Consider the following 21399-nt stretch of genomic DNA (forward strand, 5'->3'; position numbering starts at 1 on the left):
GGCACATCAGCGACTGGACGGACGATCCGAGCTGCGCAGTTCGTCGGTTAGTACCGCAGCCCCCCGCAGGCAGCGCTCTATGGCAAGAGCACAGTCCAGGAGACGGTGCGATCTACGTCAACCCATGCCTGGGCGCCGGTCCTGACGGCATCAAGAGCATGGACATCGCGGGATCAGCATTCTGGTCGCAGAACGCCCCGGCCCCGGCTGCCGATCCGGCTGTCCTGGCGCAACGGGCGGTCGACAGCATGCTCTTGGAAGGTCCGGCGGTCGTCAGCCCGACGGCCGCGGGCACCTACATGGTAGGCGTGCCGGTGTGGATGTGGGTAAGGCAGGGCCAGACGACGTGGGGGCCGAACTCTGCGTCTGCTTCGGCGGGTGGAATCACCGTGAGGGCGACGGCGACGGTGTCGCGGGTGGTGTGGAGCATGGGGGACGGGTCGAGCGTGACCTGCACGGGCCCTGGCACGCCGTATACGGCCTCGCGCGGTATGGCGGATTCGCCCGACTGCGGCCACCGCTTCAAGGCGACGTCGGCCGGCGGTCCCGGCGGCCGGTATCAGGGGACGGCGACGTCCAAGTGGGACATCGACTGGGCCGTGACCGGCAGCGGGCAGACCGGGCAGCTGACCGAGGTCCGTCAGTCGGCGTTCACCGTGGCCGTGGGCGAGATCCAGGTCGTCGGCCAATAGCAGACCCAGCATCCGCACTCTTCTTCCTTCTCTCTCTGGAGGCACTGCACGTGAGCACCACCACCACGCCCGCGCCCGGCCGGGCTGCCGATCTGGGGACCGGAGGGGCCTGCGGGCCGGGGAAACCGGCGGCCGCGCCGCGCGTCGTGCGTCAGCGGCGCCGCCGGCCGGGCCTGATCGCCTTATCCGTCGCGCTGATCGCGGCCGGGGGACTGTCGGGCGCCCTGCTGTTCACCGCGTCCGGGCAGCGGTCCGGCGTTCTGGTGGTGGCCCGGGATGTGCCGGTGGGCACCGCTATCACCGACGCCGACCTGGCTCCCGCGTCCCTGGCGCTGGATCCGGCGGTCAAAGCCGTGTCCGCCGCGCGGAAGGGTGAGATGGTCGGTCAGCACGCGGCCGTCGCTCTAACGGCTGGCTCCCTTCTCTCCCCCGCGCAGGTCAGCTCGTCTTCGCTGGTCAAGGCGGGTGAGCAGTTGGTGGGTGTGGCGTTGAAGCCGTCGCAGTTTCCCGCGAGCCGGCTGAGTCCAGGGCAGAAGGTGCTGATCGTGTCGACGCCGGATCCGGTGCAGGCGGCCGCTGCGGCCGGGGGCAAGCCGGGTGAGCCGGCCGGGGCGCCGAAGACGCTGGCGGCGACGGTGGTTGCCGTTGGTGAGGCGGCTCCGGCGACGGGGGTGGTGACGGTGGACGTGGCGGTGCCCGCCGCGGACGGGCCGACGCTGGCCGCGCGCGTGGCGACCGGCGCGGTCGCGTTGATCGTCGCGGCGCAGGGGGGCAGCTGATGACGGTGATCGCGCTTGCGGGCGGGCTTGGTGCGCCGGGGGTGACCACGGCTGCGATGGCGCTGCTGATGACGTGGCCGCTGCCGGAAGGGCAGCGGATGATCCTGGCGGAGGCGGACCCGGACGGCGGTGCGATCCTGCCTGGCGCGTTGCAGGGCACCCTCGACAACAGCCACGGCTTGCGGAACTTGGCGGTGGCGGGGCGTCGGGGGCGGCTCGGGGAGGCGTTCTGGCGGCAGCTGGTGGATATCACTGACGCGGGGACCCGCGACCGGCTGGTGCTGCCCGGTCTCTACGATCCCGCGCACGCTTCCGCAATGGAAACAGTCTGGAAGCCCCTGGCGGGCCTGTTCGCGGGGATCGAGGAGCACAGGCACGACGTGCTGATCGACCTCGGCCGGCGGGGTGCGTTCGGACCGTCGGCCGTCCTCGCGCAGCGTGCCGACACCGTCGTCCTGGTCGCCCGGAACACGCTGCGCGGGTTGCAGAGCGCCCAAGTCCGCCTGGACGCGCTGCGCGAGCAGCGCGTCCAGGCGGAGATCGGCATGCTTCTCGTGGACAACGGGCCGTTCTCGAAGGAGGAGGTCCGCAAGAGCCTCGGCATCACGGTCACCGCCGTGCTGCCGTGGCGGCCGAAAGAGGCCGCGGTGCTATCCGACGGGGCGGAGCAGCCACGCCGGTTCGAGTCGGGCGAGCTGATGCGCGCGGCGCGGTCGGCCGCTGTGCGGGTGCAGGAACTGGTGGCGGTCCGTCGTTCCCGCCTGGCCCCGTCGCCCGCATCCGCTCTGGGACGGATGGTGAGCGGTGCGCGCTAACCCCCTTCACAGCAACCCCGAGGTATCACTGGAGTCGCGGCTCACGGCTCCGCGCGGTCTCGCCCCGCACCGTGGTGCGCAGCCTCCCGGACGCCCTCCGGTGCCCGGTGGAAGCGGTCCGGCGGATCCCCGCGCAAGTCTTCTGTCGCAGGCCGTGGCCGTCACCGCTGCGCCGGCCGCGGTGGACTATGCGGCGGTACGGCTGATCAAAAAGGCGGTTGGGGAGCGGCTGACCGAGATGCTGCGCGCCCGGCCGGGCATGAGCCCGGCCGCGCAGGAGCAGCAGGGACGTCATCTGATCAATGAGCAGGTCGCGGTGTGGTCGGACGCGGAGGCCATCAAGCGGGGCTTCGCGACATCGGCCGGTGAAGACGCGGCGACCGCCCAGGCTGTTTTCGATCTCCAGTTCCGTGCTGGCCGTCTCCAGCAGCATCTCGACAACCCGCGGGTGGAGAACATCTTCATCAACGGGTACGCGCGGACGTCGCTGGACTTCACCGACGGGCGGCGGGTGGACGTCGCGCCGGTGGCGGACTCCGACGAGGAGCTGCGGGAACTCCTGCGGGATCTCGCTCGGCGGACGACCGGTCAGAACGAGCGCTCTCTGTCGACCGCTGATCCGTTCCTGGCGCTGCGTCTGGCGGACGGATCCCGTCTCCAGGCGGTCACAGACGTCACCCCGGGCACGTTCGTGACGATCCGCCGGCACACGATGCGGCACGCGGACCTGCCCGAGCTGGTGGGCCGCGGGATGCTGGACAGCACTCTGGAGTCGTTCCTGCGGGCGTGCGTCCGCGCGGAGAAGAACGTCATGATCGTCGGCGGTCAGGCCGCGGGGAAGACGACACTGTTGCGGGCGCTCCTGCGGGAGATCGACCCCGACGAGCGGTTCGCGACGCTGGAGACCGAGTTCGAGCTGTTCGCCCACGAGAACGGCTATCACCGCCAGGTCGTGCCGATGGAGGCCCGCGAGTCCAACGGCGAGATGGTCGCCGGTCAGGCCGCCGGCGCGATCTCCCTCATGGACCTGATGTACCGGGCGCTGCGCATGACGCTGACCCGGATCGTGGTCGGTGAAGTCCGAGGCCCGGAGATTGTCGCGATGCTTCAGGCGATGACGAACGGTGCGGGCGGCAACCTGTGCACCCTGCATGCCATCCGCCCGTCTGTGGTGTTCGACCGGATCGCCGAGCTGTATCTGCTCGCGCAGGCCAACATGTCGGAGGCGCTGGCCTACCGGCAGGCCGCGAACGGACTGCACTTCATCGTGTTCGTGTCCTCAATCGACGAGACGAAGATCGGGGGGCACCGTCACCGGTTCGTCTCCCACGTCCTGGAGGTCACCGGGATCGGTGAAGGCGGCCGCCCGGACACCAACACGATTTTCGGGCCGCGCCCGGAGTGGGGCGAGCACCGTGCGGTGCCGCTCATGCTCCCCCGCTGCGTCGATGACCTGCGGCGCGTCGGCTTTGACGCCTCCCTGCTTTCCGAGGCCGGCGGGGCCTGGACCGCCGCTCTGCCTTTGATGATCACGGAGGGCGCCACGTGATGACGCTGCTGCTGTGGGTGGTGGCCGGTCTCGCTGCCACCGGCGGTCTGGTCGGGCTGGTCGCCGGATGCGTCGGCACCACCGCCCCCAAGGGCCTTGGCCTGGCCGCCCGGATAAGGGCCGGCAGGCAACTGGCGAGCCGCGACGAGCAGATGGCCCGCCGTACCCGGCTGGTCGTCGGCGCGGTTGCCGGGATCGTGCTGTGGCTGGTCACAGGCGTGTTCGTGGCGGGAGCGATGCTGTTCCTGGCCGTTATTGGCGTGCCGTGGCTGCTGTCGCCTACGAAGTCCGCGACCGCGCGGATCGCGAAGCTGGAGTCGCTTGGAGACTGGACGCAGCGCCTGGCCAACGTGCTCCGCCTCGGGCGGGGCCTGGACGAGGCCCTGCACATCTCCCGCAAGGGCTGCCCGGGAGCCATCGCCGAGGAGGTCGGCGACCTGGTCGACCGTCTCCAGGTGGGATGGCGGCCGACGGACGCCCTGCGCGAGTTCGGTGACGCCCTGAACGATGTGACCGCGGACAAGGTGGTGGCCGCGCTGATCCTGTCGGCCGCCGACCGCGGCCCCGGCCTCGCCCAGGCCTTGGACGACCTCGCCGAGTCCGTCCACGAGGAAGTCGCCCGCAGGCGTGCGATTGAGGCCGACCGGGCCAAGCCGCGCACGACGATGCGGTGGATGACGATCATCACCCTCGGCGTCATCGGTGCCGGATTCCTCATCCCCTCCTACACCGCCCCCTACGGCACCCTGCTGGGCCAGCTGGTCCTGGCGGTCCTGCTGGCCGGGTTCGTGGGCGTCCTGGCGATGATGCGGCAGATCGCCGACACCAAGCCCGTTCCCCGGTTCCTGATCACCGACCCCCGCAGCGCCGTCGCCCCCGCCCCCCTGCCCGACGACGAACCCTCACCCGGCGCCCAGGCCGGGGCTACGAGTGCGGAGGTGACCGCGTGATGCCGGTAGCCGCGATCCTGTCCGGCGCGGCCATCGGAGCCGGCTGCGCACTCCTGGTCCGCGAAGTCCTGCGCCCCGCGCCCGCGCTCGGGCCCGCGCTGCGCCGCCTCAACCAGCCTGCACCGCCCCCGCGCTCCGACGGCGAGAACGCCGACCGTGACGAGCGGTGGGGGCAGTGGCTGGTCGAGCGGATGGCGGACGTACCCGGCGTACGGATCCCCCATAAGGACCTCGCCCTGACCGGCACCACCCCAGCCCGGTTCATGCTGACCAAGGTCGCCCTGGCCGGCGGAGGGCTGCTGCTGCCGCCGCTGTCCACGCTCCCACTGCTGCTCCTCGGCGTGCCGCTCTACCTGCCCGCGATTGTCGGGATCCTGGCCGCGATCGTGCTCTGGTTCGCCCCCGACCTCGCCACCCGGGACAAGGCCAAACGCGCCCGCAGCGAGTTCGCGCACGCCATGGCCGCCTACCTCGACCTCGTCGCGCTGCGCCGGGCCGGGAATGTCTCCGCCGAGCAGGCCATGGAGCAGGCCGCCCAGGTCGGCGAGGGCTGGGCGTTCCAGCGGATCCGGGGAGCGCTGGCGCAGTCACGGGTCGACAAGGCCGCGCACTGGGAGTCCCTGGCCCGCCTGACTGCCGAACTGGACCTGCCTGTCCTGGACGACCTCGCCGCGATCATGCGGCAGTCCGCCGACGACGGCGCTTCCGTCTACGCCACCCTCCGCTCCCGTGCGAAGAACCTGCGCACCGAGCTCCTGGCGGATCAGGCAGCCGAAGCGAACGCCAACAGCGAGAAGATGACCGCCCCCGGCGCGCTCCTCGCCGTCCTGGTGATGCTCCTGATCGCCTTCCCCGCCGTCATCCGCATGCTCACCACCTGACCCACCCAAGGGAGACCCCCGTATGAACAAGCTGGTCATCCGCCTGTCTCTGGCCGCGAAGGCGCACTGGGAGAAGATCCAGGCGTACAGCCGCGGCGATATGGACCGGGGCGACATCTCCATCACGACGATCATCATCTGGACTGCCGCCGTCGCCGGTGCTCTCGCCATCGCCGGGACGATCGCGGTCGTCGTCGTCAAGTACCAGGTCAAGCTCAGCGGAATCTGAGGGTCCGACACAAGGAAGCAGGCGGCATTGGGGGTGCGGTGAAGAGCACGGCGAGCGACGACTCGCGGCGGTCAGAAGCAGGGCAGGCAGAATCAGGGCGGTCCGAAGACCAGCTCTGTCGCCCCTGGGACAGGGGGGAGGCATCGATCCAGATGGCGATCGTGTTCCCGTTCGTCATCCTGGTCACTGTCGCGGTAGTCCAGGCGGCCATGTGGTTCTTTGCCCGGAACATCGCGCTCACCGCCGCCCGTGAAGGGGTCGCCGCGGCCCGCACCTACCAGGCTCCGGAAGGAGCAGGCGCGGCTCGGGCCCGGGAAACCCTGGGCCGGATCGCTGGCGACAGCCTTGGGCAGGCCTCCGTCAGCACCTCGGGCAGCAGCGCCACCGAGGTCCGCGTCACCGTCACCGGACAAGCCCCCTCCCTGATCCCGGGCTTGTCAGGGCTGAGCGTGTCCCAGTCGGCCGGTGCCCCACGCGAACGGTGGACCACCCCATGACCCCCACCCCCACCAGGTGGAGTCGCCTGGGAGTACGGCTGCGCGAGGACCGGGGCAGCGAGTCCATCGCGGCCGCGATCGTCACCCCGCTGCTGCTGATGATGCTGTGCCTGGCCATCGCGGGCGGCCGCATCGTCACCTCCGGCGCGAAGATCGACGCTGCCGCCGAGGACGCCGCCCGCGCCGCCTCCATCTCTCGCACCTACTCCGGCGCCCAAGCCGAAGCATCCGGAGCCGCCGCGCGCTCCCTCGCCGACCAGGGCATCCACTGCGCCTCGACCCACACCAGCGTCGACGCCTCCGGCTTGGCCGTCCCGCTCGGCAATGTCGGGACCGTGACGGTCACCATCTCCTGCACCGTGCCCCTGTCCGACCTGCTGATCCCCGGCATCCCCGGGTCCAAGACACTGACCAGCACTTTCACCTCGGTAGTGGACGCCTACCGCTCCCGGGAGGGATAACCACATGCCCGCACCGGACCCCGCCACCGCCCCGCCCGCCCCCGGCCTGTCCCCTGCGCCCGCCGCACCGCGGCGGGTACGGCGGAGCCTGCGCGACGACGAAGGCGGCGTTGCGATTTATACCGCGATCGTCACCGTGGCTCTGCTGGGCATCATCGGACTGGCCATCGACGGCAGCGGGAAACTCCGCGCCACCGAACGCGCCGACGCCATCGCCATGGAGGCCGCCCGCGCCGCAGGGCAGGCCATCGACCCCGCCACCGCCATCACCGGCGGGCAGGTCCGCGCCGACCCCGCGGCCGCCCAGGCCGCAGCCCAGGCCTACCTCGCACGCGCCGGCACCCACGGCAGCACCGCCCTGTCCGGAGACGGAACCAAGCTCACCGTGACCGTCCACGACACCTACGCCACGAAATTCCTCGCGGTCGCCGGGATCGGGTCCATGAACGTGACCGGCCACGGCACCGGCCGCCTCCTGCACGGCATCACCCAACCCCAGTAGCCCGCTACCACACGCGCACGAAGGACCCGCTCATGAGCCAGCCCACCCCCGGCCGCCCCTCCCGGCCCCGCCTTGGGCGCGGGGGCGCCCAGACGGCGGCCGCCCTCGTACGCGGCCTGCTCTCACTGGCCGTCCTTGCGGCTCTGCTGGCCGGCCTCCCGATCCTGCTGTGGTGGGCAACCGCCCAGGTCGGGCCGCCCGGCATCACTGCCCTGGCGAACCTGCTGACCACCGACGACTCCGGGCAGGTGTTCCTGCTGCTCCTGGCCGTCACAGGATGGATCAGCTGGGCCCAGTTCGCCCTCGCGGTCCTGCTGGAGATCCCCGCGCAGCTGCGCGGGCGCAGCGCCCCGCAGATCCGGGGCCTGGTGGGACAGCGGGCTGCCGCGGCACTGGTCGGCGCTGTCCTGCTGGCCCTGCCCGCCGGAACCGCCCTCGCCGCCCCCACCTCCCCGGCCGCAGCCGCGCCGGTGAGTGTGAGCGCTACCGCCGTACCCGGCCCGGATACGGCCGCCAGCGCCCGTGCGAATACGGGAGCAGTCCAGGAGGCCGGGACCGGGTTGGTGACGCACACGGTGCGGGATGTACGGCCGGCCGAGAGCCTGTGGTCGATCGCCGAAACCACCCTCGGTGATGCCCACCGGTGGGAGGAAATCGCCGCCCTCAACGAGGGCCACTCCATGACGGACGGCGCGGTCTTCCGTGCCGACCAGCCCATCCAGCCCGGATGGGTGCTCACCCTCCCCAGCGACGCGCACCCTGCCCCGAGCGCGGGACTCAAAACCCAGGCCGGGCGCGGCAACGCCGCCGAAGCGCTGAGCGGGCAGGCGCAGTACAGCGTCCGCGAGGGAGACAGCCTCTCCTTCATCTCGCGCGTGCAGCTGGGCGACGCCGACCGGTACCCGGAAATTTTCGAGCAGAACAAGGGCACTCCCCTGCCGGACGGCGCCAGGACGTTCACCGACCCGAACCTGATTTACCCCGGGCAGCAGCTCACCCTCCCCGCCGCCTCCACCCCCAGCCCCAGCCCCAGGACGATGCCCCCGTCGCAGGCCCGGCCCGGCAACGACACCACCACACCCGCGGCGAAGCCTTCGCCCGCCGCCCCAGCCCCAGCCGCCCCCACGGCGAAGCCCACCCCCGCCCCGACCGCACCCCCTGTGCCGTCGAGCCCGACGGCCCCGGCCGCCGTATCGCCCTCGCCGTCCGCGTCCACCGCCCAGTCGGCGCCAGCCGCGACCACGCCCGCAGCCCAGGTCCCCCAGCAGAGCACCCCGCCAGCCGCAAACAGCCCAGCCGCCTCCCCGCTCCAGGCCTCGCCGGCAGTAAGCACCCCACAGGTCCTGGCCGCCGCGAACGGCGTCAACTGGGCACTGATCGCCGGGATCGGCACCCTGCTGGCCGCCTCACTCGCCGGAGCTCTCGGCGTGCGGCGGATCCTGCAACAGCGGGCCCGACGCGCGGGCGAGACCATCGCCCAGGACAACGACCCCACCACCGTCGAACAGGTCCTGCACGCGGTCGCCGAACCCGCGGGCGTCGAACTCCTCGACCACGTGTTGCGCGCCCTCGCCCACTATGCCGCCACCGACAACGAGAGCAGCAACAGCAACAAGGCACTGCCAGCGCTGCGCGGGGCGCGCCTCGCCGCCAACGGGATCACGCTGCTGTTGGACGAACCCGCCGATCCGATCGCTCCGTTCACCGCCGGCTCTGACACCCGCACCTGGGTACTTGACGAGCAGGCCGTGCTCCCGGGCGCCGACGATCTCGCCGACGTCCACGCCCCCTACCCGGGGCTGGTCACGCTCGGCGCCGACGGCGACGGTCTTGTCCTGGCCGACCTCACCACATGCCGCGTCCTGCTGCTGAACGGCGACGCCGACGAGGTCCTCGAAGTGGCCCGTGCCCTCGCCCTGGAACTGGGCACGAGCGGGTGGACCGACTACGCCGAGATCCTGACCGCCGGCCTCGGCAGCCGACTGTCCGGACTCCTCCCGCAGGGCCGCATCCGCACCATGGCCCACCTTCCGGCCGTCGCCGCCGACCTCGGCGAACTCCTGCTCGAAGCCCACCAGTCAGGCGAGCAGGTTCTGCCCTGGCTGATGATCGGCGCCGGAGACCACAGCGAGAACGACGTCGACCTCCTCGCCGACGCCCTCGCCTCAGCCCGCCCCCTGACGACCGCCGTGGTGTTGCCCGCGAGCCCAGAGGCCCGCCGTGCGTTCCCGCACGCGGAGATCCTCGACGTCGCCCGCGACCAGGACACCGTCCTGGCCCCGCTGGAGACCCCGGTGCGACTCCAGCGCGTCAGCGACGAGCAATACCGGCAGTACGTCCACGCCCTCCAAGTCTCCGTCCAGGAGGCCAAGCCAGCAGCCGGGGCGTGGGAATTCACCGAGAGCCACCAGCAGCCGGCCGCCTCCGGCATGCCCCTGGCCGTGCGAATCACCAGCGAGGCAGCCCAAGACCCGGGCAACCCCTTCCCCGCGCTCCTCGCCGGATTCAACCCCACCCCCACCAGCCCCGCCACCCAGGCCCCCGAAGCAGGCGCCGACACCACGCAGGAACACGACATCGACCAGGCTCCGGCCACACGAGCCGCCGGGCAGGCCCCGCTCCCCCACCAGGCCAACGGCAGCCAACCCGCCCCGGCCCCGAAGGCCAGCCCCACCAGCACCAGCCCCGTGGAGCGCACGGTCCGCATCGACATGCTCGGCGCGCTGCGCATCACCGGCGGAACCGGATCAGCCCACGCGCCCCGCACCACCGCCGTCGCAGCACTCATCCACCTCCGCCCCGGACGCAGCGCCGAGTACCTGTGCAGGGCAGTAGACCCCGTGAAACCGTGGTCGACCCGCACCCTGCACTCCCGGCTCTCCGAGCTGCGCGCCGAGATCGGCGTTGCCACGGACGGGGCTCCGCTCCTTCCCCGGCCCAAGGACGGCGGATACTCCTTCCACCGGGCGGTCACATCCGACTGGGAAGAGTTCCGCGCCTTGGCGTCGAGCGGTCTCGCGGCCGGCCCGAAGGCCGGGATCACCGACCTCGAAGCCGCAATGGCTCTCGTACGCGGAAAGCCTTTCGACGGCCGCACCCTGCCGTGGGCCGATGCCGTCATTCAGGAAATGCTGTCCCGGATCACCGACACCGCACACACCCTCGCGTGCTGGCACACCGACAGCGACACCCCCGACCTCGACGCCGCCCGCCGCACCGTCCTCCAGGCCCTCGACGTCGAAGAAACCTCCGAGGTCCTCTACCGCGACCTCCTGACCATCGACCGGGCCGCCGGCAACACCAGCGCAGTCCGCAAAACGGTCGCCCGAATCCAGCAGATGGCCCGCACCTACGACATCACCCTCGACGACATCACCGAGGACACGATCAACCACGCCCTGTCGACAGCCCCTCCTCACCTCACCAACAACTGACGTCACGGCGGGGGTACGCACAAGCCGGTCCGACCCCCGCCCCGTCGGCACCACACCGCGCCGCCAGTCTGTGCTCTCCGGATGCGGCCAGAGGCCGGCCCCGGCCTCGCTCATCTCCCGATCAGACGAAATGGACTGCACATGAAGAAGGCAACCGCCGCCCTCGCGACGCTCCTGATCCTCACCACCGCGGGCTGCACCAGCAGCGCGCAAAACGGCAAGACCCAGGCCCCGCTGTGGGCACAGGGCACAGGGCCGGCAAAAGCCACAGAACGAAGCAGGCGTCGTCGGCCAGGAAGGACGAAAAGTCGGTGAGACCGTCACCCTCCGGGACGAGGACGGCCACAGGATGCGGGTGACTTTGACCGGCGTCGCCTACCGCGACGCCCTCGCCAAGGACAAGACCCTTCCCCTGACCGGCAAATACGCCCTGGCCGTCGCACTCACCCTGGAGTCCGAGAACGGCGGGACCTTCAAGGGGTACGGGAAAGACAACCTCATCAAGTGGAGTTACGGGCCCGAGATGAACAAGGCCAGCCGCTACTACGACGCTCCATGGGACGGGTGCATCGACTCCTACACCCCGTGGGGAAAGGTAGCGGCAGGCCAGCCCTACCTGGCGATCAGCTCCATGAACATCTCCAGGCGCGGCGGAAACCTGCTGATGGAGGACTCATACGGAAGCATCGCCCGATGGGACCTTCCTCAAGAAGACACGGGCACCGGCACCGAGCCGGCAACGAAGTACGCCACCACCGACTGCTGACCCTCCGCCTCGGACCCGCACCCCACAGCAGCGCCGATCTCTTCGGAGCGGTCCGGCCCTCACAACAAGCCCGGACCGCACCGAACCCGAGTTCAGTCAACACCCGCTTCAAGCCGCGTCAGGCGAGCGCCGCTACCGAATGTCTGGCTGCGGCCAGCATCTCCGCGCGGGCCGGACCCTCCCCCGCCGGCGGCCGGGTCACCCACTCCTGGCGCACCTCGGCAACCGCCGCGCACACCGCGCGCACCTCACCGGCAACACCATCACCCAAGGCGGACCACTCAGGTCCCGTCACCAGCACCGGCCCATAAAAGCCATAAGGGATCTCCACCCCACGCCACTGCGAAGCCAGCACCCAGGCCGCGAGGTTCACAGGGAGGCCCTCGGCCGCCCCATTGCCGTGCACATGAAGGTGCGCCTGCCGGTGGTAGACCGCCCGGTCAGCAGGGCCACCCACCGCGCCCCTCACCTGAGCCCCGCGCGCCACTTCGTCATCAGGCCACGGCAGCACAACGAGCGCACCATCCACATCGATCCGCAGGACGAACTCCACGCTGCCCCTCCAAGTCACCCAGCACAAGAGGCCTGCCACCGGCAACGGGTGACGGCTCGCCGCCCATGCTGGCCCAGGGCTGGATCACCGCCCTTCTAAGTCACCAGGATTGACACCAACGGGTGACGTTTCGTGTGGCGGCGAGGCGCGCTGGAAGCCCGGAGCAGGGCCGGTGGGCAGTGCGAGGGTGGTCTGAACTTGCCCGTGCGCACAGGGAAGGTCCTGACTGGCCCTGCTGGCGCAGATGCCCACGGGGGCCCTTCTTGAGTGTTTGCCTGGCTCGGGCATTGTTTGCCCCTCCCTGAACAACCATGGTTGTTGTGGTGTACTGGCTGCATCAGGTGACAGGAGGTATGCACATGCCGTTGCAGCAATGGCGCGAGTTGGCCGACCGCTTGGCGGAGCGCATCGAGTCGGGTGAGTTTCCGCCCGGTTCGAAGATGCCGACCACCGTGGAGCTGATGGCCGAGGGGGAATCGAAGCCATCCATTGAGCGGGCTTACCGGGAACTTGTCGACCGGGGTCTCGTTGTCCGCAAGCCGCGCGTCGGGACGGTTGTCCGCAGCCGCTCGCGCGTGCGAATCCCGTTGAGTCGCTATGGTCTCGTTCTACAGCCGGGCGGAGACAAGGGGCCCTGGGAGACGGCAACGGCCGCAGTGGGGCTGGGCGGGAGCATCGCTGCCGTGTCAGTAGAGCGCCTTCCCGCTCCGGACACGATCGCCGTGCTGCTCGGGCTGGAGCCCGGAGCTCCTGTGGTCCGCCGCAGCCGGCACGCCCTGATCGACGGGGATGTCGTACAGGTCCAGGAGGCCTTCTATCCGGCCGAACTGGCTGACGCCACCGGGCTGGGTGAACCGGGCCGAATCGCCGGTGGCGTGCTCAGGGCCATGACCGCATCGGGGCTGGCGCCTGAAACCGCCAGCGAGACCGTTACAGCACGACTTCCCACGAAGGCCGAGGCATCAGAGCTCGGCATCGGCGCACGCGTGCCGGTCCTGTGCATTGAGCGAGTGGTGCACGACCGTGACGGCCGCGCCCTTGAAGCACTTCGGACAGTAGGAGCCGCCGACCGTCTGGAGCTGCACTACGGGAACCTGCCCATGACCGGCGGAATCCCTTAGCCGCCACGGCTGCTCACCGGTGACTCACCAACTGCGCCGAAGCCCAGCTGTGATCCCGCACAGGGTACGCCGGCGATCAGAGCGGTGATCTTGGCATCGTTCTGTAGGGCATGCCGAATCACCCAAACCACACGGGCCCCGCCACAAGTGGCGAGGCCCGCAGGTCCCCGCACAGGCCTGGACCGCCTGCGAGGGGAAGAGCACCCAGCTGCATGAACCGAGAGGTGCGCTCAGCCATGAGCTTATGCGGATCCATCCCCAGGCCGCCACACGCCCCCTCCCACAAGACCGGCACCCCCACCCCGAAGGTGGTGGAGCACCATGGCACTTGAGCCAATCCTGTGGGCCCTGCACGACAGCCCGGTCAACAGCACAACCGACCGGATGCTGCTCGCCGGCCTGGCGGAGAAAGCAGACCCAGACGGCACCAACGCCTTCCCCTCACGGCGGACGCTGGCCCGGATCGCGCTCTGCGACGTCAAGACGGTACAGCGGCGCCTGGCCGCCCTCACCGAACGCGGCGTCATCACCCTGGGAAACCAGGAAGCCGCCCGCTATATCCCGGCACACGCCCGCCCCAAGGTCTACGACCTGCAGATCCCCGCATCCTGGTACGGCCCGCAACGGCTGGCACGGGTGAACGAGGACCGGGCACACCGAGGCCTGCCCCCACTGACAACCGGCTCCCGCCCCCTGCTTGCTCCCGCCCCGCCCCGCACAGAGCGCAGCGACAAAGGCAGGCCACGACACCCGGCAGGGGACTCTCAGTCCCCTCCCCCACAACATGCCGAACCGGACGGCAGGGGGGACTCTCAGTCCCGGGGCAGGGGGGACTGCCAGTACCCGGAGGGGGGACTGCCAGTCCCCCAACCCTCTCCATTAACCCTCCCCTCTCAAGAAACCCCTGCAGCGCCTGCGGCGCGAAGCGCCGATGACGCCCGCAGGGCTACTACAGGTAGTAGCGCGCATGCCACCGGCGGCTGCGCCGCGCCCACAGGCGCCAAGGCGCCCGCACCCCCAGCCGAGCCGAGCCGGAGGAACCGCGAGCGGGTCCCGGCAGGACAGGCCGAGGCGGTCAAAGCGGTGGAAGCAGGATGGCCACGAGAGCTGAGCCTTCTGCTGCCGCCCCACCGGCCAGCCGTACTGCGTGAGGCGATCCTGCAAGCCCTGGACCAAGGACGGACCCCCCAGCAGCTGACCGAACGGATCGGGCAGCGATGGTGGGCCCACGGCTACGCCCGCGCCCTCGCCGAAGGGCAGCTGGCCTCCCCCGTAGGAGTCGCAGTGGCACTCGTGCGCCCGTCCACAGACTGCCCCGACCCCATGTGCGAGGACGGCATCACCCTGCACCTGGGGCACCCATGCCCCAAGTGCACCGAACGCCGGGCCGACCGGCGCCGCGGCCGGGTACCCGCGCAACGCAACAACGGCCCCACGCTCCAGTGGTGGGAATGCCAGGGCAACGACTGCTCAGCAGCCGGCAGAGGACGACCGCCCGAAGGCAGCCTGTGCCAGCACTGCCAAGCCCGGGAAGAACACAAGAAGATCCAGAACGCAACGGCACACCTGCTGGCCGAAACCCAGACAGCCCAGGAAGCAGAACGGCTACGCCACTCAATCCGATGGGAACGCATGCTCAACGACGCCTACACCCAGCACGCCGAATACACCCGAACAGAACAAAACCAGGAAGAAACCAAACAACGCGCCGCCGCCACAGCCGCAGAAACACACCGCCTACGCCAGCAAATCCTGCGCCAACACCCCGAACTCGCCCCCTACACCCAGCACCAGCCATGACCAGCCCCACCCACAACACATCCATGACCAGCATGCCGGGCATGCCCGGCACGGGCAGGTGCTCCGAGCTCCGGACACCGTCCCGTCCCGCAAGGGACCAAGAGATTACGGCCGAGCTGGAGACCGGCAGCCCACGCACCCATGAGGAGGCCACCGCACATCCCCTGGCCAAGGTCCCCGAGACCACGAAGAGACCCTCGCCACGAACACCCGCCGGGGCCTCACCGCGGCCAAGATCGCAGAGACCACCCACACCCATGAGGTCGTGGCGGCCGCATCGGCAGCACGGGGCACCGCAGTACCACCTCCTCCGGCACGTGGCGCTCGTGAACGCTCAAAGGTGTGGTCCCTGGCGCTGGCCGAAACTTGAGGCTCGCTTGCGCGGTTCGTCCGGTCAAGAGCGACGAGAACGTGATCACGATCGAGATCCGGGGCCACGAGAAGGCCGTGCTCGAAGCAGCGCACCGGATCTCGGCCTTGTTTCTGTCCAGCGGACCGTGCCAGCTCCGGCGCACGCCCGGAGAGAACGAAGTGCAGGTCCTCGTCCACGCGGACATCAGCCGGGGTACCGGAGACAGCGGCTACCTCGACCCTGACGAGGCGGAGAGCGCAGGCTCGTTTCTGCGGTGAATCCGGTCACCCGCACGGGTGAGTTGTCCTCCACGTCCCTGGTTGGGCAGGGGAACGGCCCGATAGACCCGCCGGTATGATCAAGAACCTGATGTTTCGCGGTCTGCCCGCACTCGCCCTCTGCGCCCTCCCTATCCTCGCAGCTCCGACTGCCCACTCGGCTACCGCCGAGACAGCACCACTGGCCGCGACCGGAGTGACCGGCCCAGCCGGGGTGCGGGCGCCACTGCCGCTGTTCGAGGCGATCGACCGGCTCCCTGTGGCCGCCGAGCACCGCGACGGCTACAAGCGGGACCTGTACAAGCACTGGAACCGTGGCCTGAACGCGACGGACGGCTGCGACACCCGCAAGGAAGTCATCCTCGCCGAAGCCGTAACGGCGCCACAGGTCGCGGCCGGCTGCAAGCTGACCAGCGGATCCTGGCTCAGCGCTTACGACAATGTCGTTGTCTCCGACGCAGCCCGCCTAGACGTAGACCACTTCGTCCCGCTCGCCGAGGTCTACGACTCCGAACGAGCTCCGTGGTCGGCGGCGCGGCGGGAGGCGTACGCCAACGACCAGGCTTCCCCGGACACGCTGATCGCGGTCTCCGCCGCCTCCAACCGCAGCAAGGCCGACAAGGATCCGGCGGAGTGGCTGCCGTCGGACGACTCCTACCACTGCACGTACGCTGCTTCCTGGGTCGGCACGAAGCTGCGCTGGGACCTGGCCGTCGATGAAAGCGAACGCCATGCCCTCCTCGGACTCGCCGAGGACTGCCCCGCCACCACCGTCGTTTACGAATCAGCTCCCTAACCCGTTTGGCCTCCGGGGCACCGTGTCCACGCAGCTCGCGCGCCTGGCGTTTCCGGCACATCGGTACGAAACCCATGCTGCAGTGGGGTGGGTGAAGCCCTACGGGCTGTCCCGGGAATGATCTTTGGTGCGGTGTGCACGTGACTGTTCACTGTGCGGCCCGCTCGCCTATCCGGCGAGGGCCAGGTTGTGCAGGCGGGCGATGCCGCGCGTGGCGTGGTGGACACGGTCGCCCTTGAGTCGGCAGTCGCGGAGGATCTTCCAGGTCATGCGGGCGAAGACACGCTCGACGCGGGCGCGGACCTGCCTGTGGAACGTGTTGCGCTCCCACTTCCAGCCGGGCAGGTCTTCACCTTTGCGCCGGCGGTAGGGCATGACGAGTCCGGTGCCGGGATAGCCGCCGTCGGCATCAGCCGCAGCGCGGAGGAACTCGCTGAGCTGCTGCGGGCGCGGCGTAATCAGCCGTACGCCGAGTACATGGTCGAGCAGTAAATTAACGGCGTCCCGTGCACGGTCGGCATCCTCCACCAAGGCGGGCCCGTCGTGCTGCCGCTGCTGGCCTGTGAGACAGATCGCGCGTTCTATGACTACGAGGCGAAGCACGACCAGGGGCTTCGCCGCGAAACATGTCCGGCCGCCCTGCCCGAGGACGTGGAGCAGCGTGTGATGGAGACCGCGCTGCGGGTGCACCGGCTGATCGGCGCGCACGGGGTGAGTCGGGTGGACTTCCTCGTCTGCTCGGACGGCCGGAGCCTGGTCCTGGAAGTGAACACGGTGCCTGGCCTCTCGGAGCACGGGAATCTCGCGACGATGGCGGCTGCGGCGGGCGTGTCGTACGTCGAGCTGATCAAGCGGGTGCTCGACACCGCGTTCACCAAGGTCTCGTACGTGCCGTGACGGCGGCAGAGTAGGGGCATGACTACTGCTACCACCCACCATGTCCCGTATTTCTCGCAGTGGGAGTCCGCCTCCCTGGTGCCCGAGTTCGTCTCGGGCACCACGGCCGCAGCTGCTGATCCGCTTTGGGCGTCCTCCGGTGCCGACACGGCCGAGGAGTACGCATTCTGGGCGCCGCGGATGTGCGGCATGGCGTGCCTGCGGATGGCGCTGGGGTACTTCGGGCACCCCGTGCCCGCGTCAGTGCCACTGGTCCGTGAGGCGTTGGCCGCCGGAGCGTACGTGCGCGACGGCGATCAGGTCCAAGGACTGATCTACGCCCCGTTCGCCGCGTGGGTCGCCACGCGGTGGGGCCTGTTCGCCGAGTCCCGGCCTCAGCTGTCGGTGGAGCAGGTAGACGCCGAGGTTGCCCGCGGGCGGCTGGTGCTTCTGTCAGTGCACAGGAGCATCCGCACCCTCGACCTTGAGCCGGCCCAGCGGGGCGGGCACCTCGTCCTCGCCGTGGGGTCCAACGCCAACCACATTGCAATCCACAACCCCTCCGGGTTTCCGGAGATCTCACAGCAGTTCCACCAGGTGCCACGGGCGGATCTCGGGCGGTTCTTCGCCGGCCGGGGGGTCGTTCTGGGCCACGCACAGTAGGAGCATCATGATCCCTCTCTCCCTGCAGGATGCCGCGCTTGCCGCCGGCGGACAGCTCACCGGCGTTGACGATCCCGCACGGCTGATCACCGGTCCGTTGGTGTTCGACTCCCGCGATATCACCCCCGGCAGCCTGTTCTGCTGCCTTAGCGGCAAGTCTGTAGACGGACACGACTTTGCCAGGGAGGCGGTGAAGGCTGGCTCGGTCGCCGTGCTGGCGGACCGGAGCGTGGACGCGGCTGCCATCGTGGTGCCCGACGTTCTGGGAGCGATGGCGCAGATCGCTGCGCGTGTCGCCTCCCTCTTCACCGGCACGGTGATCGGACTGACCGGATCGGCTGGCAAGACCAGCACGAAGGACCTGTTGAAGTCCATCCTGGAGCTGGACGGCCCTACCGTGGCGACACCCCGGTCGTTCAACAACGAGATCGGCTTCCCAGTCACCGTCTCCGGGGTCAAGAACAGCAGCCGGTACCTCCTGCTGGAGATGGGCGCCCGCGGCCTCGGACACATCGATACTCTGTGCGGCATCGCCCGCCCTACGATCGCCACAGTCCTCGGGGTGGGATCCGCACACATCGGCGAATTCGGATCCCGGGAAGTGATCGCCCGGGCGAAGGCAGAGATCGTCCGGGCGCTGCCCGCACACGGCACCGCTGTCCTCAACGGTGATGACCCACTGGTGGCGGCCATGGCTGGTGATACCAACGCAACGGTGATCACCTTCGGCTTCGGTGAAGGCTGCGACATTCGAGCGGAGCAGGTCGTCGTGCAGCATGACGGACGACCGCACTTCGTTCTCGTCCACAGCGCCGGCCGACGACACATCGACCTGCGCGTCCACGGCCGCCACAATGTGCTGAACGCCCTGGCCGCTGCCGCCACAGCCATCGCTGCCGGCGTCCCCACGGACCGCATCGCCCAGGGACTACGCGAAGCCGAAATCTCCAGCGGCGGCCGTATGGAGGTCACCACCCGCGCAGACGGGGTCACCGTCATCAACGACGCCTAAACGCCAGCCCCGAATCCGTACTCGCTGCTCTGGCTGCGCTCAGCGACATCGCCGATCCGACCCGCCGGAAGATCGCGGTGCTCGGCGAGATGGCGGAGCTGGGTGATGAAGCAGCTGCCTGGCACGACCGGGTGGCCGAGCAGGTCATCCGCCTCGGACCGGCCAAGGTGATCGGGATCGGAAGCGGGCACATGGACCGCATGCTCACAACCATCACCGCCGCCGGCCTCACCGCCGCCAAGGCATCGGAGGGCGTCCCCCTCATCGAGGAGATCACGCGCGTGCTGAAACCCGGCGACGTGGTCCTGGTCAAGGGCGCCAACGCCCTCGGGCTCGAAGCAGTCGCCCGCGAGCTGGCCGGCATGCCTACCCCATAGGGTCGGAAAAATATTTGGCAAGCAAGCCCCGTTCGCCCCACCGGCAGCGGGGCTAAGCCATGTCTGGCTGCGTAGGTCACAAGCAGGAACGATTGTCGCTGCATTCCGAGAACGACCAGGAGCTGACAGCCCTGAAGATGTTGGCGAGAAGTAGGAACAGGGGGAGCCCCTGTCTCGCGGTCTGGGCTTCGGGTTCCCGAAGCGCCGGAGGCTGTCCCTGAGCTTGTCGTTTGACGTCCAGCGTCGAGGCGTCTCAAACGCGCCTGGCGGCTTCGTGGCTTGCCGGACGCCGAGACGACCTTCGCAGGTACGTAGGAAGGTGTGATGATGTCGACCATGGCTATTGATTCAGTGGTCGTGCGACAGCGTGTCGAGGATCTGGATGCGGCTGTGCCCTTCTACGAGAAGTTGACCGGAAGCACCGCATCGCGGTTCGCCTTTGCTGGGGTCACCCTGGCAAGCGTCGGTCCCTTCCTCCTGTTCGCCGGACCTGACGAGGCGGTGCAGCGAGTCGCGGGGGTGGCGGCGACTCTCACCGTCGCCGACTTGGACGCCGCGGTCGATGAGGCAGGGGCGGGGGGAGCCGAAATCGTGATGCCTATTCAGACCACCCCGAACGGCCGCCGCGCGGTGCTGCGGCACCCGCACGGCGGGGTCTTCGAGTACGTCGGCCCCTGACCCTGTTGTTCAGGCAAGTTCAGTGACTGCTGGTCCGCCTCGGCTCACCTGGCCGCCTGTTCGGCGCGGGCACGGGTGGTGGCGAGGCGGTAGGAGTCGGTGCCGGTCTCGATGATGGACCTTCCCGGTCGGCACCCCGCCCAGCACGTTGAGAGCGTGGACGTGGCCCTCGAAGAACGCCTCCTGCCCGGCCGAGGCGAAGATGCGGTGGACGGCCTTGCCCGAGTACGACAACCGGAACCCGAACAAGTAGCAGGTCACCAGCTCGCCGGCCAGCTTGACCGTGACGTCCCCGAAGTCGACCTCGGCCTCGGCACCGGGCTTGTGGGTCTGCGGGACGAACGCGTCCACGACTCCTCGGCCGGTCTGCAGGCGGATCTCCTCACGGCGGGCGGCCACGTATCCGCGGACCATCTGATAGGAGATGCCGGCGGCGTCGTGCTCGTCCAGCAGCCGGTCGTAGATCCGCTTGACGGTGTGGCGCTGCTTCCGCGGCGCGGTCAGATCCGCGGTGAGGATGGCGTCGATCACCGGCTTGAAAGAGTCCAGCCGCGTCTCCCGCGGGCTCATCTTCTTCCGCGGCTCCGGCAACGCCGACACCAGAGCCCGCTGCACGGTCTCGTAGCCGACGCCGTACTTCCGCATGAGCGCCCGCAGCGACATGCCCGTCCTGGCGTCACGGCGGATCGCCGCGTACAGATCGACCTTGGACTTCGGCAGCACCCCGGGCCCCCTCGTCGTGCAGAGCACAACCAGGGTCCCGAATCAAGCACCGACGTGTTCTCAAAACTCGGCGACATCACTCTCACGTGGAACCAGGCGATCCCAGCGCTGAGCAACAGACGTTCTCGGAACTCGCCTACAAAGCCACCATGTCCGACATTGGCTGGAATATGCGCTGGAGTCGGATGAAAGTCCGGGGATGCCGTCCAGAGAGTGATGGGCGTGTACGGCAAAAAACTCGTGCAATGGCACCTCCCACTCCTGGGGCGACTCACTGGATGGGGCTACGAACGCCGCACTTGTCGTGCTGGCCCTGAGTACGCCTCAACGACACCGATTCCTTCGTAAGCGTGCTGGCCGACAAACCGAGCCGTTTTCTCGTCCCGGTGCGGCCTGCCCTGGTCGACGCCGAAGTGGTGGCTCTGCTCTACGCCCGCGGGCAGAAACGGGCAGAAGAGGAAACGTGCAGTGGACTGTCTGCTTCGGGACCTACAACATGGTTCGCGGGCACAGTGAACCCCAAGAAGGCCGGGCCATCCCCAAGAAAGGATCACCACTCGAAGTCGTACTACCGGCCATCGACACTCCTGGCATTGGGGGATCGTCGGTCGTCCC

23 protein-coding genes and 2 pseudogenes are annotated in these 21399 nt (G+C 69.4%); 22 read left to right on the plus strand and 3 right to left on the minus strand.

Annotation, left to right across the window (positions count from 1 at the left end):
- Nucleotides 1-491 precede the first annotated feature (491 nt).
- From SLAV_RS41935 to SLAV_RS00235, 12 genes are all read left to right on the plus strand, one after another.
- The gene (locus tag SLAV_RS41935; protein WP_234333888.1) at nt 492-692 is read left to right on the plus strand and encodes a hypothetical protein; all 201 of its coding nucleotides are present in this window, start codon (nt 492-494) and stop codon (nt 690-692) included.
- Between the two features lie 50 nt (nt 693-742).
- Nucleotides 743-1471: an SAF domain-containing protein gene (locus tag SLAV_RS00185; RefSeq protein WP_234333889.1), complete on the plus strand. Its 729-nt coding sequence runs from the start codon at nt 743-745 to the stop codon at nt 1469-1471.
- Nucleotides 1471-2286, plus strand: a complete 816-nt coding sequence (locus SLAV_RS00190; RefSeq protein ID WP_030239839.1) for a CpaE/TadZ family protein — start codon at nt 1471-1473, stop codon at nt 2284-2286. Before SLAV_RS00185 ends, SLAV_RS00190 begins: the two co-directional genes overlap by 1 nt.
- On the plus strand, nt 2276-3835 hold the full coding sequence (locus tag SLAV_RS00195) for a TadA family conjugal transfer-associated ATPase (RefSeq protein ID WP_030239842.1): 1560 nt from the start codon (nt 2276-2278) through the stop codon (nt 3833-3835). The genes SLAV_RS00190 and SLAV_RS00195 overlap by 11 nt, the downstream gene beginning before the upstream one ends.
- Nucleotides 3835-4785: a type II secretion system F family protein gene (locus tag SLAV_RS00200; RefSeq protein WP_030239844.1), complete on the plus strand. Its 951-nt coding sequence runs from the start codon at nt 3835-3837 to the stop codon at nt 4783-4785. Before SLAV_RS00195 ends, SLAV_RS00200 begins: the two co-directional genes overlap by 1 nt.
- A complete protein-coding gene (locus SLAV_RS00205; protein WP_030239847.1) occupies nt 4785-5666 on the plus strand; it encodes a type II secretion system F family protein in 882 nt (293 codons plus the stop codon). Before SLAV_RS00200 ends, SLAV_RS00205 begins: the two co-directional genes overlap by 1 nt.
- 22 nt (nt 5667-5688) lie before the next feature.
- Nucleotides 5689-5895 carry a hypothetical protein gene (locus tag SLAV_RS00210; protein WP_030239849.1) on the plus strand — a complete coding sequence of 69 codons (207 nt, stop codon included), beginning with the start codon at nt 5689-5691 and terminating at the stop codon, nt 5893-5895.
- Nucleotides 5896-6041: 146 nt separating this feature from the next.
- Nucleotides 6042-6392, plus strand: coding sequence for a TadE family protein (locus SLAV_RS00215; RefSeq protein ID WP_267884277.1), 351 nt, complete (start codon nt 6042-6044; stop codon nt 6390-6392).
- Nucleotides 6389-6853, plus strand: coding sequence for a TadE/TadG family type IV pilus assembly protein (locus SLAV_RS00220; protein ID WP_030239853.1), 465 nt, complete (start codon nt 6389-6391; stop codon nt 6851-6853). The genes SLAV_RS00215 and SLAV_RS00220 overlap by 4 nt, the downstream gene beginning before the upstream one ends.
- Nucleotides 6854-6857: 4 nt before the next feature.
- A complete protein-coding gene (locus SLAV_RS00225) occupies nt 6858-7355 on the plus strand; it encodes a pilus assembly protein TadG-related protein (RefSeq protein WP_234333891.1) in 498 nt (165 codons plus the stop codon).
- Nucleotides 7356-7387: 32 nt separating this feature from the next.
- Nucleotides 7388-10789, plus strand: coding sequence for a LysM peptidoglycan-binding domain-containing protein (locus tag SLAV_RS43020; protein ID WP_100660726.1), 3402 nt, complete (start codon nt 7388-7390; stop codon nt 10787-10789).
- 349 nt (nt 10790-11138) lie between these two features.
- Nucleotides 11139-11555 carry a hypothetical protein gene (locus tag SLAV_RS00235; RefSeq protein WP_158740922.1) on the plus strand — a complete coding sequence of 139 codons (417 nt, stop codon included), beginning with the start codon at nt 11139-11141 and terminating at the stop codon, nt 11553-11555.
- A 118-nt stretch (nt 11556-11673) separates the two neighbouring features.
- Here the strand turns inward: SLAV_RS00235 and SLAV_RS00240 are convergent, their stop codons facing one another.
- A complete protein-coding gene (locus SLAV_RS00240; RefSeq protein ID WP_030239864.1) occupies nt 11674-12108 on the minus strand; it encodes a hypothetical protein in 435 nt (144 codons plus the stop codon).
- Between the two features lie 359 nt (nt 12109-12467).
- Between SLAV_RS00240 and SLAV_RS00245 the strand changes: the two genes are divergently transcribed.
- From SLAV_RS00245 to SLAV_RS00255, 5 genes and pseudogenes are all read left to right on the plus strand, one after another.
- Nucleotides 12468-13229: a GntR family transcriptional regulator gene (locus SLAV_RS00245; protein ID WP_158740924.1), complete on the plus strand. Its 762-nt coding sequence runs from the start codon at nt 12468-12470 to the stop codon at nt 13227-13229.
- 321 nt (nt 13230-13550) lie between these two features.
- Nucleotides 13551-13739 (plus strand): annotated as a pseudogene (locus SLAV_RS43485) (helix-turn-helix domain-containing protein); the annotation flags it as partial.
- 774 nt (nt 13740-14513) lie between these two features.
- A complete protein-coding gene (locus SLAV_RS40695) occupies nt 14514-15029 on the plus strand; it encodes a hypothetical protein (protein WP_158740926.1) in 516 nt (171 codons plus the stop codon).
- A 411-nt stretch (nt 15030-15440) separates the two neighbouring features.
- A complete protein-coding gene (locus SLAV_RS00250; protein ID WP_030239868.1) occupies nt 15441-15659 on the plus strand; it encodes a hypothetical protein in 219 nt (72 codons plus the stop codon).
- Between the two features lie 76 nt (nt 15660-15735).
- Nucleotides 15736-16455: an HNH endonuclease family protein gene (locus SLAV_RS00255; RefSeq protein ID WP_030239871.1), complete on the plus strand. Its 720-nt coding sequence runs from the start codon at nt 15736-15738 to the stop codon at nt 16453-16455.
- A 168-nt stretch (nt 16456-16623) separates the two neighbouring features.
- On the opposite strand, the pseudogene SLAV_RS00260 reads toward SLAV_RS00255, so the two are convergent.
- A pseudogene (locus tag SLAV_RS00260) lies at nt 16624-16863 on the minus strand (transposase family protein); the annotation flags it as partial.
- Between the two features lie 135 nt (nt 16864-16998).
- Between SLAV_RS00260 and SLAV_RS00265 the strand changes: the two are divergent.
- The 5 genes from SLAV_RS00265 (at nt 16999) to SLAV_RS00280 (ending at nt 20061) form a co-directional block, all read left to right on the plus strand.
- Entirely contained in the window at nt 16999-17352 is a 354-nt protein-coding gene (locus tag SLAV_RS00265; RefSeq protein ID WP_158740928.1) for a D-alanine--D-alanine ligase family protein, read from the plus strand.
- 18 nt (nt 17353-17370) lie between these two features.
- Nucleotides 17371-17994 (plus strand): cysteine peptidase family C39 domain-containing protein, encoded by a 624-nt coding sequence (locus tag SLAV_RS00270; protein ID WP_030239872.1) that lies wholly within the window; start codon nt 17371-17373, stop codon nt 17992-17994.
- 7 nt (nt 17995-18001) lie between these two features.
- Nucleotides 18002-19006 carry a UDP-N-acetylmuramoyl-tripeptide--D-alanyl-D-alanine ligase gene (locus SLAV_RS00275; protein ID WP_051841430.1) on the plus strand — a complete coding sequence of 335 codons (1005 nt, stop codon included), beginning with the start codon at nt 18002-18004 and terminating at the stop codon, nt 19004-19006.
- A 47-nt stretch (nt 19007-19053) separates the two neighbouring features.
- Nucleotides 19054-19383, plus strand: a complete 330-nt coding sequence (locus SLAV_RS41950; protein WP_234333902.1) for a glutamate ligase domain-containing protein — start codon at nt 19054-19056, stop codon at nt 19381-19383.
- A gap of 324 nt (nt 19384-19707) precedes the next feature.
- A complete protein-coding gene (locus SLAV_RS00280) occupies nt 19708-20061 on the plus strand; it encodes a VOC family protein (RefSeq protein ID WP_244225225.1) in 354 nt (117 codons plus the stop codon).
- A gap of 9 nt (nt 20062-20070) precedes the next feature.
- Here the strand turns inward: SLAV_RS00280 and SLAV_RS00285 are convergent, their stop codons facing one another.
- A complete protein-coding gene (locus tag SLAV_RS00285; protein ID WP_030239877.1) occupies nt 20071-20784 on the minus strand; it encodes a hypothetical protein in 714 nt (237 codons plus the stop codon).
- Between the last annotated feature and the right edge of the window lie 615 nt (nt 20785-21399).

The organism is Streptomyces lavendulae subsp. lavendulae, from assembly GCF_002803845.1.
GTDB classification, from domain to species: Bacteria; Actinomycetota; Actinomycetes; order Streptomycetales; family Streptomycetaceae; genus Streptomyces; species Streptomyces lavendulae.